This window comes from Streptomyces sp. NPDC046831, assembly GCF_040645305.1.
Lineage (GTDB): Bacteria > Actinomycetota > Actinomycetes > Streptomycetales > Streptomycetaceae > Streptomyces.
On sequence record NZ_JBEYXZ010000001.1, the window covers coordinates 440,065 to 455,357 of the forward strand.

Sequence of the window (15,293 nt, forward strand, 5' to 3'; positions counted from 1 at the left end):
GCTGGCGCACCGACTTTTCAGGCGGACAGATCGGCAAGGAGGCGGGGCAGGAGTGCCTCCTCGTGCACGGCGAGACCTTTCTCGCTCATCGCCTGCTCAAGGAGAGGATCCCAGGGGGTGGCCACGGGCTCTCCGGTCAGTGGAGCGAGACGGTCTGTCGACAGGTCGGCGAGCGCAGTGAGGTAGTCGGCGGCGCTCATGCGCCATGGGCGGCCGCCCAGCCGAACTACACGCTCGGCGATGGTGATTCCCGCCCAGTCAAAGTCGCCGTGGTAGTAGACGTGTGCGCCGTCCGTGAGGAGACGCTGGAGCAGCTCCCATCCGGCGCTTGAGGGATTGCCGCTCCCGCAGACCAGGATGCCGGGGAGTCCGTAGCGTGCGGCTGCCTGCAGGACCTGTGGGTTCTCGCACCAGCGCACGGTGGTCTGCGGCGCGGCCACCGGCGCGCTGCTGGCGGCGGTCCGCAACTCGTGCATGGTCAGGTGGGTGGCCAGGCCGAGGTCGCCGCGGGCACGCATCATCGAGGCCCAGGGATCGGGTCCTGGCGGTGACAACTTCCACACGATGACGGTGCCCGACAGCATGTCGGCACTGACCCCCACCTGTTCCCAGAGAAGTCGTCGGCCTGCCGATGACTCAGATCCGGGCAAGGCGCACGCCGCAGCGATCCCTTTGAGTGTCAGCGTGCCGGCGAGACGCCCCTCGTCGAGGCCGTGCGCGTCGCCGGTGATATGCGCGGCGAGTTCGCCCAGTTCCCACCACCGCGCCGGTTGCCCGGCAGGGCCACCGACCGATGGCGTGCGGGCGAGGCCCAGGACTGCCATGGTGCGCACGGCGTTTTGCAACGCTGTCGTCGCGGTCTGGGCGCCCGCGCGGGTCAGGATGCCGCTGCCGCGCAGGTCTGCCATCCAGCCGGGGATCCACACGGCTTCGGCCAACCCGCTGCGGGCGAGTTCACCGTCCAGGTCCTGCCACACGGCTGCCCACGTCGTGTCCTGCTCGTCCCTGGCAGCCTGCCGGTCGCTCAGGGTCCGGCCGGTGAGGTCGGCGACGACAGCGACGAGTCCGCACCGGGCGGAGGACGCCCTCAGCGCGGTGTCGAGGGCGGCGAGCTGGATGCGGCGCAATCCTGGTTCCACGGGGGTGCCCAGCAGCCCGCCCAACCGTTGGGCGCCCTCGGCGTCGAGGTGGACCTGCAGGGTGCCGGTAGGGGACAGGCGGTTGCGTTCGAGGCGGTCCCGGGTCTTGCCCCACAGCGCTGTGAGACTGGGATCGCTGAGGTAGGTGCGCAGCGCAGGCGGCAGCGCGGGGGAAGCGGAGGTCATGAGACGGTCCGCAGGTGGCGGGTGTGACCGTCCCAGTGGATGTGTGTGGTCACGGCGGCGGTTCCCTCGGCCCGCCGCACCTCGTAGGTGTCCATCTGCGGGACATCGGCGAAGAAACCCCAAAGGGCATGCCCGGTCATCACGAAGTCCAGGTCCAGGCGAACCAAGAGGGCCATCAGTTCACCGATGGTGCGCTGGTCGACCTTGGCGAAGGCGTCGTCCAGGAGGATCAGCCGCAGGGCCCGGCCGGTATCGGGCAGGCTGCTGAGGTAGGCGTCGGCTGCGGCGAACAGGGTCACGTAGGACACGAAGCGGGTTTCGCCCTGTGAGAGTTTCGCCCGGCGGCTAATCTTGCGTTCCTGGCCCGGTCCGGGACCGGTGATGTAGGCATCCACGACATGCCAGGCCCGGTAGTCGAGCGCCGTGTGCAGGTGGGTGGCGTACCCGGCTTGCGGATCGTTGCTGTAGGCGGCGTCGACGAGTGCCTTGAGCCGGCTGATGAGTTCTTCGGATTCTGCTTCACGCAGTACCCGGACGTCGCGTTTCATCAGCTCTTTGATCCGTGTGACGTGTTCGTTGGCCGCATCGGCCAGACGCCAGCGGATCTTGACACCGATGCCGTGGCTGGTGGTGATGGGCTCGAGCGAGGTGTTCATCGCGTCGATCAGCTTCTCGGCCTCGACGATACGGTTGCGGAGTTCCTCGGCCATCCCGCCCAGGACGAAGTTGTGGAAGGCCGTGCGCTCACGCTGGGTCAGCGCGCTGCGTCCGCGGTCGCGTCGTTCCCGCAAATCGGCTGCGGCGTCGGCGATATGGCGCCGGCCGACGGCATCTGTCAGTTCCACGACATGGAGGTCGTCCTCGATCGTGACGGTCACGTCGTAGGTGCCCGTGGTGTTGCGTTCGAGCAGCGACTGGGCGCGTGCCAGTGCCGTGGCGTCGGCGGTGCTGTCCGGACGCTGCACCGCTGCCCGAACCTCGCGTACAGCGGCAAGGATGTCGTCCGCTCCGGCGTTCGCCGACAGCAGTGCCGCAGGAGCAGTCGTGTCCGGGACCAGGGCCACGGTCAGAGCCGGATGACTCAGGCGCCGGTGCAGCGCCCTGGCCTGCTCTACGAGGGCTGTCCGTGCCTCCTGCGCTTTCTCCCGAGCGCTTTGGGCCTTCTCCTTGGCCGTGGCGACCTGGCCGGTCAGCTGGAGTACCTGGCTGTTGGTGCGCTGCAGACTTTCCTTGGTCTGCTTCAGTTCCCGTTCGGCTGCGTCGAGGCGGTCGTGCACCTGCTGAGGACTGGATCCGAGGCTTTCGCGTAGCGCGGCAAGCGCGGACGCCTCCCGTGACCAATTCAGAGCTGCCGCCTCGGCGTGCTCCTCGGCCGTACTGCGGCGTCCGCTGACCGTGTGTAGATGCTTCAGCAGGAGCTGCTGGCGGGTGAGATGCCTGCTGATCGCCTCGCTGGCGCGGTCCAGAGTTTGGCACATGGTTTGTGCCTGCTCCGCACGGGCCTGTATGGCCCGCAAGCCGTCTGCATCGTCGGGCATCCCCAGGGCTGCGCAGACTTCCCTGTGGCTGCGGTGACGGGCTGTCCAGGCCCGCTGCATCAGCTCGGCCTCTTGTGCGAGGGCGCCCGCCTGTCTGCGGCTGGTGACGGCGTCCGCGCGGGCGGAGGCGGCCTGCAGGCGCAGGGTCGCGAGGTGCACGGAGCGCGGAGCGTCCAGCAGGTGGTTTTCCAAATCTTCCAGCCGGGTCGTCAGGGCATCCTGCTGCTCGCTGCGTGCCTGGGCCGTCTGCTGCAACTGCCCGAGCAGTGCGTCGATCTCGGCGAGACGCATCGCGCGGGCGGCCGCCCGCGCGGTGGTGCCGATGTAGCGGGCGGTGGCGGGCAGGTGGCGTCCGGTCAGAGGGCCGTTGCCCCATGAGCCGTCGGCGGAGACCCAGGTGGGATGCCCGGCGCTCAGGGCGATCCGGTCCAGGACGGTGTTGACGCGCGCCGCGGTGCTGCTGTCGTCCGTGTCCGGGATCAGGAGTGTGCGCAGTGAGTGCAGTGCTGGGGGGCCGTCGGCTCCCAGCAGCAGCTGGCCGTTGTCGGCGATCATGTTTCCGTCCGGGGTGAGCACGCCGTGCAGCAGCCCCGAGGCCAGCAGGGCGCCCTCCACGCCTGCGCGCACGGGTGGGGTGACCTCGGGGCGGAAGTCCAGCAGTTGCCATAGCGCCGGCGCCCCGGGGGGAGGGTTGTCCAGCCAGTCGGGTACCTGCGGGGGCATGTCCCGTTCCCGGCGCAGTTCTCCGGCTTCGGCCAGCAACTCCTCGCGTCGTGCCTGATCCTGCTGGGCCTGTGCGGCCAGTCCCGCCATCTGCTGTGCGTGCAGGGCCCGGGCTGGCGCTGCCGCTTGCTGTGCGAGGGCGTCCAGGAGGGCCAGCTCCCGGTCGGTTTCCGGGCCGGGGGGCACGTCACCGCAGAGGGCTTCGACGTCGTTCAGGAGGGCGGCGACAGCCGTGCTGTGCCAGTCGATGTCCCCCAACAGATGGTGCGACCGAGAGGACGCAGTCCACGTTCGCCAGGCCACGGCCAGCTGAGCCGCGGCTTCATCACGGCTGGCTTCCGTCTGCTCGGCTCTGCCTTCGTTCGCGGTAGCGTCTTCGGCGGCGTCGTCGGCTCGGTCCTGCGCGCGGCGTACGTTCTCGAGAGCCGATGTCAGTTCTCTGGCCTCGTCGGCGCGTGCGGCTGCCTGCTGGGCCCGGGTGGCTGCGGCGGAGCGCAGGGCGGGAATCGCCGTGAGCAACTCTTCGACGGTCGCGCCGATGCGGTCCGGGGCAGGGACGAGGACCAGCGCTGCCGGCCGGCTGACGGGCTGCGGGTCGGTATCGGCTGTGGTGCGCACCGCCTCCACCACGGGCTCCGGAGACCGCACCTCGACGTGTGCAGCAGGGGGCAGCGGGGTGTTGAGACCTGCTTGGCGCAGCAGTTCACCGGCCTGCTGGGCGATCTCGGCGGCCTCGGCCGCCGCGTTCTTGACGTCCTGGGCCGCTTCGTTGCACGCCTCGACGCCGCGCTGTTCCTCCGCACGGGCTCCCTGCGCGGTCGCCATGGCGTTTCGGGCGGCCGCGTCCAGAGCCTGCAGGGTGCTGAGGCGTTCGCTGAGTTCCCGGGCGGCCCTGTACTCGCTCGACTGCCGGATCCCGGCGACGGTCGCTTCCAATTCTTCGCGATAACCGTCCAGTTCACCGCCTTCGGCCACCGCGTCGGCGTGGTCGCGCACGAGCCGGAGGTACGCCTCCTCCCGCTGCACGGCTGCCGCGTCAGTCTCCCGGGCAAGCACGGCCGCGGCCTGGGTACGGTCACTGGCGGCGATGCAGACGCCGGCCGCGTAACGGGTGTAGACCCTGAGGAAGTCCGCGACGTGGCCGTAGGCGGTTTCCAGCCGGGCCAGCGCGGCCCGGGTCTCTTCCAGCCCGTCGAGTTCCTCACCCGCAGTGGCGATGGCCTTGTCGGACAGAGGGGGCAGGGCGTCGGAAAGGATCTGCGGTAGGCGGCCTTCGTCGATGCGATTCCCCACATCGGGTGAGCGCAGCGTGTGCAGCAACTGCAGCAGCCCGGTGTACCGCTCGCGTCCCTGGTCGCCGTGGAGCCCGAAAACAGCCGCGCGCACGCGGTCGCGGTGGATCTCGGCAGAGGAGGTCAGACGGTCCGCTCCGATGGCGGCGGCCAGGCCTTCCTTCGACAGCGGCACCCGGCTGGTGTCGAGAAGGACCAGGTCCTCGTCGACCCGCTGCGGGGTGAGGAAGTACCAAGCCTTCGCCTCCGCGGTGCTGTGCGAGAAGCGGATCAGCGCGCCCGCGGTAAGGAACTCTGCGCGCTGCTCGCTGCCGGAGTCCTCCACGTCACGGACGAGCTCCAGCCACACGTACCCGAGCCGGTTGGCCTGACCGTCGCCGCCCGCCCGCATCAGGTCCTCAAGCCGGACCTTGCCGGAGCCGGTGGCATCCATGCGGCGCCGGTCGGCGTCCAGGACGAACGGAAGCAGCATCTCCAAGGCCCGGGACTTGCCCGATCCGTTCGAGCCCCGTAGCACGAGGCGACCGCCCGAGAGAACGAAGCGCTGGTCAAAGTAGAACCACACGTTGACGATTCCCGCCCGGTTCAGCCGCCACCGGTGGGGATGGGCGCCAGCAGCGCGCGTTCGTCCGGCTGTAGGACTGTCGGGCTTGCGCGGGCCGGGGAAAGCGAGGGCACTCACAGCGCCTCCCCGAGGAAGGACTCGGTGAACAGCGCCTCGGAAGGCGCGCCTGCCCTGTCGGGCCGGGCATCGCCCAGCCGCCGTGCGGCGCGCGTGGGCTGAGCGTGCGGTTCGGGCCGGTAACGGGCCGCTGCGGCATGCAGCACCAGACCTTCGGGCAGACTGCGAGCCAGCGACATGGATTCCAGCAGGGCCACGACCTCCTTCTGCAGACGCGCCGGATCGGCCACGTAGGCCCCGGCCCAGGCCCTGGCATGGCGTGAGGCCAGGGTGTCCAGTTCACTGCGGACCGTGTCCCACGGTGTCATCAGGCCCGGGACGTCCGCCCCGGTTCCTGGGGCGTGGTGGCCCGCCGTCGGCCGGCCGAGATCAGTCAGTGCGTCGGTCAGCAGCAGCGCTGCCTGGCGCACGGTGCCCGGACCCGGATAGGCCACATCGCTGAGGGTCCCCTCGGTGTCGTAGGCAAGGGCTCCCTCCGCTCTGACCTCCAGCGTCAGCCCGAAGTGCTCCTCCAGGAGGCGTGTCAGCTCCGAACGTTCCCGGGATAGGACATCACGCTCGTCCTCCGGGAGCTCTTCCCGCTTCACCAGCGGGTTCTCCACCAGTCGACGCCGCAGACTCCGCCGCGGCTCGGATCCGCCGCTCGGAAGCTGGGCCGCCAGGTCGGCCAGGGAGGCCACATTGCGCAGCGGGCGGGGGAGTACATGGGGCAGCAAGGGACGGTGGATCTGCAGCACACCCTCCTCGTGCCGTTCGCTCCACGCCGATAGCGACCCGTCGGTCTCGGTCAGCACACCCCAGTCGATGAGAAGGCCCACGGCCTGGACCAGGCGGCGGTTCTCGGCGGGGGTGTTGCGCAGTTCGACACCGGCCGAGGCGGCATCGGCCCGTATCTGTTCGACCAGCGAGGAGATCAACAGCCATTCCCCGGTTCCCGGGGTGAGCAATGCGGCACAGGCCAGCGAGAACAGGGCATAGGTCTGCGGGGTGAAGAACGGGCTGTCTCCGCGCTGGACGGGGCGCAGCGGACTGTCCGGGCTCGGGGGCGTCTTCACCAGCCGGGCGAAGGAGGTCTCGACGATGAGGTGGTAGCTCAGGAGCTTGGCGAAGGTGGACCGCAATGCGGCGGAATGCCGGCGGACCACGGCCAGGTCGTCGGGGTGCCGGTGCAACGTCAGTACGGGGTTGGCCAGCAGGATGCGGGCCGCCAGGCGCCGCTCCGCCGTCTCGTGCTGGATGGTGGTGCCGTGCGGCATGCTGATCACCCTCACTGGGTGCCTCCTGCGGCCGGAGGCGGCTGCCGGTCCGCGCCCGCGTCGTCAGCGTGTTCGTCTGCGGTACCCGCTGCTGGCGCGTCACCGGAATGGCCCTCGTCGGCGGCAGAGGCGTTGAGGGCCAGACGCGAGAAGGTCGTGTCGCCGTCGTCCGATCCGACCACGGTGTCGGTGTCCGACTCCGCGACGTGTACGGCGACGTTGAGATCGACGTTGTCCACGCGCACAGCGTGGGACGGGCTGAGCTCCCTGGCCAGCGCCGCGGAGACCAGTTCCAGCAGCAGGTCGCGGGCTGCGGGATTGAGGTGTGCCCCGTTCAGCGCACCGGCAGCCGCGAGTTCGGCTCCGGCTGCCTGCCGGGCCGCCAGCTCCCGGGTGGCCTCCTCCTGCAGGCGGGCGATGTCCATGCCCGGGTCGGGCACCCGTGCGGTGCGTCCCCGCGCCGTGCGGTCGCCCCGCTCGCGCAAGGAGACCGGGACGTCCACCGGGCTGGCGTCCCACCACGAGGTCGAAGCGGTGTCGCGGGGGTCGGCTTCCTCGGGTCCGAAGCTCACGTGGCGCGCGGGGTAGGCGCCGAAAGCGGCCGCGAAGCCGCGGTGGGCCTCCTCGACACTGGCCTGTGCGAACAGGCCGGCCAGGTGCATCAGGTCGCTGCGCCTGGCCCCTCCGGTGCCACCGGGGGTGAGCATGCGCCGCGCGTTGGTGAGCAGCTGTCCCAGGGCCGACTCGGCTGCGGCCCGCAGTTGCGCAGGCCCGGACATGCCGCCGTTGCCGCCGCTGTACCAGGCCAGCAACTCTGCCCAGTCGCCGCGCCGCCGTCCGGGCAGTCGCTCGACGGGGGCGCCGTCCGCGGAGGCCAGACCCGGCAGGTTGTCCAGGGCGCTAAGGACACGGTCCAGGACCGGCTGGAGGTCTTCCAGGCGTCCTAGGACCGCGGGGGAGTGGCGGGAGACGTCGGTGTCGATGAGGTGGACGTATTCCAGCAGCAGGCCTTTGAACGACGCGTACTCCTCGCCGGCCAGGTCGTACCGGACCAGCACGGACGAGAGGTACGCGTAGAAGTCGCGGATGCTGTCGACGAAGTAGTTCTGGTTGGTGAAGACGGTTGTGACATCGGCCGCCAGGGCCTCGGCGTCGATGGAGCGGGGGTTGTGTGCCTGGCGGAGGATTTTCGACAGCAGTGCGGCCATACTGCCGAGGAGTTCCCGCGCCACCTCCCGCGCGTCGTCGCGCATCTGCAGAACCTTGGCGACCTGCCGGTGGACCGTGCCGCCGAGCCGGGTGACCTGGAAGCGGGCGCGGGTGTGGCGCAGCGCGGCGACCGTGGGGACACGGGGGTCGCGGGCGGACGGCATGAGGTTCTTCCAGCGGACCAGGCTGGTGCAGCGTGCCTCCGCCTCCTCCGGGGAAAGGACCATGCCGCGTTGTGCCAGCCCCTCGCTGACCTCCGCGGCGGAGAGATCGGTCAGCAGCGTCTGCGTGAACTGGTCCATGATGGCGAGATATTCGGCCGCATGGTCTGCACGGTCGACCGTCACGTACCGGAACAGATCGCGCCGCTCGTCCGAGTCGTCTTCGAGGCCATCGTCGCCATCGAAGTACCCTTCCTCCACTCCCGTCCCCCTCGGGCCTTTTGTCGGCCGCAAGGGGCCATGAAGGTTCATGGTCAGGTTAGGGCGGAAAGCCTCTGCTTCCCGGCGGTCGATCACAAAGGACCGAAAATGATTGGATTTTGACAGCGGTCGCCTGGAGGCTTCGGCCGCTGCCGAGCATTGCGCGCTCGTCGACCACTACATCACGGCCCGGAGGCGCCACTCCTGGACCGCCGTGACGTGTCCCATGGCCGCCAGCCCGCACCGCCGCGCCTGGACGGCCGCGCAGCGCGCTAGGCGCGGGCGATGATCTGCCATCGGCGTGATCAGCCGATCAAGCGGCGCGGCGCAGTGCGGCCATCGTGCAAACCGGCGCCGCCGAAAACCTTCACTCACCCTGAGTCGAGCGATTCGAACGCAACCAGGGGGCATCTCCTCACCCTGCCTGCGAAGCGATGGCCGCACAGCGAAGATCACCACCGATCCCCAGACATGCCCGCGCTGTGGCGCCTTCGATTCACTGGCACCCAGCCTGCGACCCTGACCCGCGCCTCCCAAAACGCGCGCTGCCTGTTCAGAGCGTGCCCGCCGAGCCCCGGCAACGCGCGGATCCGCAGCCAGCATCTTGCCCTTCTCCCGCAGTAGGAGCCGGGAGCCCACAAGATGCCTCCTCGACGGTCTTGGTGTCGAGCGCGGGCTCCGACTCGGGCGTACTTGGCTTGGGAGCTACCTCGGGCCTCGAGCCAAGCAAACAAGCTCTCTCCTGCAGCTGAGAACGGCTAACGGCGGGCGTGAGGGGAGCTGTCGTGGTGCGGGGGTGACGTAAAGCGCAACTCCCCTTCACCCCCGGAACGTCAACGGCCCAGTTCTGTTACACCTCTCCCTCCCCGCCCACCGGTACCGGTACCTGCAGCCTCCCGCGCGGGAAAGGGCCCCGCCTGTCCGCTCCCTCCGTGGCGGACGGGGCCGTCTGGGGGCGGTGAGGCTCAGAGCTTGGCGACGCTGACGAATCCGAGTGCGCGCAGCCCTTCGGTCAGGCACAGCCGGTCCGATGCGCCGCCGATCTCGGTCTGGAGGAGCTGGTAGTCGGCGCAGCGCGCGGCACCCCACGCCATGGCGGCGCGCCACAGGGCGCGGCCGTGGCCGTGGCCGCACTGCTCGGGCAGGACGCCAAAGTACTGCGGCAGCAGCCGGGTTGCTCCGGCCGAGTCGGTCATGGTCTCCATGGGGCCGATCGCGCCTACGACGCGGCCGCCGTCGGTGGCGGCCAGGACGGGGCCGACGGTTCCGGCCTGCATCTGGGTGTGCAGGAACGCGAACCCGTCGCTGGTGAGTCGGTCGGCGAACGCGGCGAACGTCTCCCGGATCGGCTCGGGCAGGTCGGTCACCGCGCGGACGAGTCCGGGCGCGTCCTCCGGCCGGGGGTGGTGGAAGGACATCATCTGTACGCGGGTGGTCGCGGTGTCGACCGGTGGCGTCTCGTGCGGGGCGTGGAAGGTGACCACGCGGGCGGTGGAGGTGTGGTGGCCGGCGGCGAGCTTGGCGGCCAAGTCCGCGGCTTCCTCTACGGCGGCCCCGTAGGTGTAGACGGTGAGGGTGCCGCTGCCGCGGCTGCGCAGGGTGGGGATCAGGGTCCGCGTGCTGGTGTGCTCGATGTGATCAAGCAGTACGGTCTCGTCCTTTGTCTCGGCCCAGCGCTGGTCCTTGTCGTAGAGCAGGAAGGCGCCGGTCCCGGCGACGCGCAGCACGTCACCGAACAGGCCCGGGCTCAGGGTGTCGGGGTGGACGGGGCCGATCGTCGGCACGTACGGCACTCGGACCACAGGATGCAGCCAGTCCCACAGCAAGTGCATGGGCCAACGCTACTCGCCTGCCACGCACGGCTCGGGCCCCGGCGCGAAAGACGCCGAGGCCCGAGCGGTTTCCACCGGGTACGACCGGTTAGTGGGGCCCGTTACGGCTGGGCGTGCGGATTCCTCGTACTGCGGACCGCCGTGCCGGCAGAAGGCCTACCGCCGCCGCACCGCCGCCCGCCCGGCAGCCCATGTCCCGGACCCGGTGGCGGAGTTGACCAAGGCTATGACGCCCTTCGTGGACGAGACCGCCGGCGGGATCTCCCAGGCCCTCTACACGGCCCTATACCGGCTGCAGGCCACTTACCGCGACGGTCCCCGCCAGCAGGGTCCTGGGCCGCCTCGTGTCTATGGACCCCGGTCGCCTCAAGATCCCGGATACCGCCGACGGACGCCGGCTGCGCGCCGCCCTGACCTCACTTCGCAGCACACTCGGCGTGGAGCGGACGCCGAACGTCGAGTGCCGGGCTACTCGTCCTCGTCGTCGATCGGTTCAGTGATCCACTCCGGAGGTACGAGGGCCTGGTTATTGCTGTAGCGCCAGCGCTCGACGACGTGGTCACGGAAGAGCGGGTCGGCCAGGTCGGCGTGCTCGACAACGATGACCTGGAGCGCGCCGTCGAGTGCCTGGACGGTGTCGTTGATGGTCCGGTAGATATTCAGCAGGTGGCTGAGGTCGGTCCCCTGGGGTGTGGGCTCGCCGGTGTAGTCGGGCGGGAAGTACACCTGGGACGGCTGGTCGAGGATCAGCGTCCGCGGGACAGGTCCGCGGTGCTCGCTGAACCACTCGTGCAGGCTCAGCAGCGTGGCGACGTGGTAGCCGAGGTGGTTCTCGGCGCTGCCCATGTCGGCGAGCCGGACGGGACCGTCGGCAGTGTCGGCGACGACAGTCAGCCGGTTGACGTCGAGGCGGATGGGCGCGTCCGAGTGGTCGAGCTCCAGCACGGCAGCCTTGGTGCGGATGTTCTGGCTGATCAGGGACAGGTAACTGGTGAGCCGGTCGCCCTGGGTGTCGTCGCTCAGGAGCTCTTCCAGCTCAGCGATCTGTCGCTGGAGGTCGTCGCGGCGGTCTTCGACCTGCGGGGCACTCACATGCTGGGCGGTGGTGTCGAGGTAAAGGCTGATACGGCCGCGCACATGGGCGGCCCGCTGCGCCTGGTCCGGCTCTTGCTGCAGCGCGCGCAGCCCGGCGCTGATCTCGTTGATCTCGTCCTGGCTGCGGGAGAGCGCCGCGCGCAGTTGCTGCAGCTGCTCCTCCTCCAGGGCCATCTGGCGATGCAGGGCGGGTGTGTCGCTGCCGATCACCTGCAGATCGCCGTCTAGGCGTTCGAGGTCGTGCATGATCGTCGCCACCGTGGTGTTGGCCGAGGCGATCGGGCTTTCGCACACCGGGCACTGGGCAGCCTGGGAGGTGTCCGGAGACAGCCGCATCAACCCGAGAGACGCCAGACGCCGGCGCTGCTCTCTTGCCTCGCCCGCGAAGTCGTCATTCTCCTCGAGCGCGCGCTTGAGGTCGGCGATGCGGGCCCGGGACTGCCCGACGGCGCGCCGGAGTTGGGCACGCCGACCGATGGCAGCGGCCAACGGGTCGCCGTCGTTGTCCGGTCGGGACTCCAGCTCTAGCCGGATGTTGCCATCCAGGGCCAACCGCAGAAGGCCAAGGACCTCCTCGGCCGTCGGCTCGCTGTCGCGGTGTGGTAGAAGCCCTGCCTCGACCGCCTCGGTGAGCAGTGCTCGGGCCTGGCCCGACGCTGGGCCGAGGTCGCGGGCCTGGGCGAGTTTGGCTTCAAGGTCGGAAAGGTCCCGGCGCAGGAGCCGCAGCCGGTTGCGCAGCGCTGCCTGTTCGGGGTCGACGGCGCCGAGGAAGTACGGGATCACACCCCGGATGGTGTTCGGCCGCCACTCCTCACCTTGGGAGTGGAACAGCAGGTCGGGGTTGGCGACCTCGTTCTGCGCCTGGAAGCAGAAGTACAGCGCGTGGCGGATCGACGGAGCGATGGTCTGGGCGCGGGCGACCGCGGGCACCTTGACGGTGCGGTCGATGCCGCAGAAGTCGCTGAGGATGTCCTTGGCGGTGTCCAGGGGCGTCGCGAAGGTCAGCTCCTCCAGCGGGGGAGGCGGGGTCTCTGGGGCCTGGGACAGGACACACTGCACGGTGCTCACGGCGTTCCCCGGCTCCGGGGCGCGCCGGGCGACGAAGAGCTGCTGGCCGGGCTTCGCCAGGGTGACGGCGTAGGCGCCCACGTACTTGCGGACCTTGCCAGCCTTGACGGGGTAGTCGGAGCTAGCCAGGCAATAGTCGATGATCGTCAGCAGCGCGCTCTTCCCGCGCCGGGAGTCGCCCGTGACGATGTTCAGGGTGCCGGTGTCGAACGGGACCGTGCGGACCTGCCCGGGCTGCTTGCCGTAGACGGTGACCGCTTGGATCTGAAAGGTCACGCTTGGACTCCCAGGAGTGTCAGGACAGTGCTGATGCTGCCGGTGCTGGGCAGCCAGCGCCCGAGTTGGTGGGCGGCTTTCTGGATCGCGGTGTTCTGTTCGGGGCCGTCCTTGAGGGCCGTCACGGCCCGTGGCTTCACTCTCAGCCCGGAGCCTTGAAGCCTGAGCACATCGCTCTGAAGGGCGAAGAGCAGGCCTGGTCGCACGACGGCGGCGAGGGCGGCGGCGTTGAGACCCATGGCCACGCGCACGGCGTCGTTCTCGTCGAGCCAATTCATCAGCCCGGTGCGGATGGTGGCGGGCAGCGCCGTCCGGATGGACGGCTGGAGAGCCATCACTGCGGCGGTCATGGTGACTGGAAGCGGGCAGGCGGAGCGGTACTGCTTCTCGTAGCCCTGCACAGCCCGGACGCCCAAGAGTGCTGTGAAGGCCGGGTTGAACAGGGCGCGTTCCTCGCGGCTGAGGTCACGCTCGGCCATCAGCGGCTCCCGCCGGCTCCAGCAGAGCCGCCAGCCGGGCGCTGAAGTCCGGATGCCATCCGACCTGCAGCTCGTCCGCGAGCATCTGGTACGACCCCTTGACGACGAACACCTCTTCACAGCCAGTGCGGATGCGAAGCCGGGCCTCCCGATCGACCCACCTGTAGATCAGCTTGGCCTCACGCTTCATCTCTTCTTCGGTGGCTTCATCGCCGAGATCTTCACGCATCTCGGCGAAGCGCGACTGCCACTCCTCCACGAGCCTGCGCTCATACGCGCCGATCTCGCCGGCACGTAGCAGGTTCTCGTTCGCCCAGCGGGAGCGCTGAGTGAAGGCCCTCACCCAGTCCCGGACCGCGTAGCCGATCCGCTCCGCGCCCACGTCGATCAGCCGAAGCTGATGCACGAACACCTTGTCGGCGGCATCGGCAGCGGCCGGGGCCGCAGCCGTGAGCGCGGCGATATCAGGGTCGATCGGCAGATTGTGCTCACCGATCTGATTGCGCAGATCGTTGAACAGCTCGTCGAACTCGGCGCCGGTCACCGGATCCGACCCCGGGAAGCTCATCTGGACGGACGCCCGCTCGAAGAACCAGCCCTCAAGACGCTGAAGAAAGGACTCGGCGTACCGGCGCTCGACGGCCAGGCTTGCGTAGCCGAGCAGGTCCTCCCTGATGGAGTCCATCCCCGGCGCGTCACCGATGACCTCCACCCGGCTGATGAGCTCGGCCCGGCGCTGCGCCCCGAGCGCGTCGAACGCCTCGAAGGCCTTGGCCAACGTCGTACTCTTCGAAGACTGCCGCGCCTGGACAAGGAGGGCCTCGGCAGCCTGCTCGTCACGGTGTCCGCTGGCCTTGGGCTGCAAGAGAAACCCCGCGCTGTCGTCCGGCAGCTCTGCGGTGGTAATCAGGTAGAGGCTTGTCTCGGCAAGGTCGATGTGCCCCTCGGTGACGGCGTGTGACCAGATCCTGATTGTCTTCCACAGGTCCGACGAGAGGTCCGTCAGTCTCACGTTGTCTGCCCGCTTCTTCAGCTGCGTCAGCTCGGTGTGCGACCCGATGAGAGCTTGGACATCGTCCGTTGCCTCAATTGCCACACTCCACTCGATCCCGCCCCTAGAGAGCTCCACACACCGCTGGAGCGCCACGCGGAGCTGGTAGAGGTACCCGAGCGCTGACGCCGATGCCTCGAAGGGGTTCTCCGGGCTGGTCATGCACCCACCGCCTCCCTCTGGTTACCGAGTGCAGCGATCATTCCATGACCGCGCCGCAGGTAAAACACAGACTGCCGAACTTGCCTAACCGTTATGACGGTTGGCCAGCCGCCCGTAGTAGCCGTGCTGATCGTGACGGCAACCCGCGAATCAGCGTGAGGCGGGCGGCTTGGTCATGTACATCTTGATGATGCTGGCGCAGGTGCGGAGCAGCTCCTACGGAGCGAGGGCGTCGGCCATGGCCTGGGCGAGCTTGTCGATCGCGTCCGCCTGGCAGGGTGAAGGCGGAGCGCCGCCCGGTGCGGCCTTACTTCGAGGACTCCGCAGCCCCGGCACCCCAAAAGGGCGGGGCAACCGGATAACTGTCCAACGAACCCCTACGACATCACGGCACCGCAGGCGCCGACACACCAACCCCCAAGGCAGGGAACCCCTCACGACGGGCCCCATTCGCGACTGAGTACCCAAAGGCAGCTTCACTGTGATGGGAAAACAAACCCACGTCAGTCCGGCGGCAGCCGGACAACCAACACCCAAGCTCCCCGGCAGGGGAGCGCAAGCAACCCAAATATCTGTGCAACCACCCCGTTTCGACATCACCGGCGCCGACAGGCGCCGGCGCTCACTTCCCATGCTTCCTCCCCGTCAGGGGAGGGGCCTGTATCACCCCTTGTCCTGCCGTCAGGCAGGACACCCCCATCCCCTGCCGAGCGGGCCGCCAGGCCCGCCAACTCCTAGAGAAACCAACCAAGTTGGCCCGCCAGGGCCAACCCCGCACACGACACGCAGTCGTGCCGCCAGGCACGGCGACAGCACTTGACGGGCCGTCAGGCCCGTAGTTGGCCGCCAGGCCAACTGAAGAGCCTTCAGGCTCTCCGCCCCA

At 69.2% G+C, this 15,293-nt stretch carries 8 protein-coding genes; all 8 read right to left on the reverse strand.

All coding sequences use genetic code 11. The features are described 5' to 3' along the window. Positions 1-17 precede the first annotated feature (17 nt). The gene (locus ABZ920_RS01810) at positions 18-1,325 is read right to left on the reverse strand and encodes a TIGR02679 family protein (RefSeq protein ID WP_361497517.1); all 1,308 of its coding nucleotides are present in this window, start codon (positions 1,323-1,325) and stop codon (positions 18-20) included. Continuing rightward, the gene (locus ABZ920_RS01815) at positions 1,322-5,560 is read right to left on the reverse strand and encodes a TIGR02680 family protein (RefSeq protein WP_361497520.1); all 4,239 of its coding nucleotides are present in this window, start codon (positions 5,558-5,560) and stop codon (positions 1,322-1,324) included. Before ABZ920_RS01815 ends, ABZ920_RS01810 begins: the two co-directional genes overlap by 4 nt. After that, entirely contained in the window at positions 5,557-6,831 is a 1,275-nt protein-coding gene (locus ABZ920_RS01820; protein ID WP_361497523.1) for a TIGR02678 family protein, read from the reverse strand. Before ABZ920_RS01820 ends, ABZ920_RS01815 begins: the two co-directional genes overlap by 4 nt. Next, positions 6,828-8,498: a TIGR02677 family protein gene (locus tag ABZ920_RS01825; RefSeq protein ID WP_361497526.1), complete on the reverse strand. Its 1,671-nt coding sequence runs from the start codon at positions 8,496-8,498 to the stop codon at positions 6,828-6,830. Before ABZ920_RS01825 ends, ABZ920_RS01820 begins: the two co-directional genes overlap by 4 nt. Before the next feature lie 914 nt (positions 8,499-9,412). Continuing rightward, positions 9,413-10,279: a GNAT family N-acetyltransferase gene (locus ABZ920_RS01830; protein WP_361497529.1), complete on the reverse strand. Its 867-nt coding sequence runs from the start codon at positions 10,277-10,279 to the stop codon at positions 9,413-9,415. Between the two features lie 468 nt (positions 10,280-10,747). Then, positions 10,748-12,718: a DUF3732 domain-containing protein gene (locus tag ABZ920_RS01835; protein WP_361497532.1), complete on the reverse strand. Its 1,971-nt coding sequence runs from the start codon at positions 12,716-12,718 to the stop codon at positions 10,748-10,750. Continuing rightward, positions 12,715-13,197 (reverse strand): three component ABC system middle component, encoded by a 483-nt coding sequence (locus ABZ920_RS01840; RefSeq protein WP_361497535.1) that lies wholly within the window; start codon positions 13,195-13,197, stop codon positions 12,715-12,717. The genes ABZ920_RS01835 and ABZ920_RS01840 overlap by 4 nt, the downstream gene beginning before the upstream one ends. Beyond that, the gene (locus ABZ920_RS01845; protein WP_361497538.1) at positions 13,184-14,410 is read right to left on the reverse strand and encodes an ABC-three component system protein; all 1,227 of its coding nucleotides are present in this window, start codon (positions 14,408-14,410) and stop codon (positions 13,184-13,186) included. Before ABZ920_RS01845 ends, ABZ920_RS01840 begins: the two co-directional genes overlap by 14 nt. Positions 14,411-15,293: the final 883 nt, after the last annotated feature.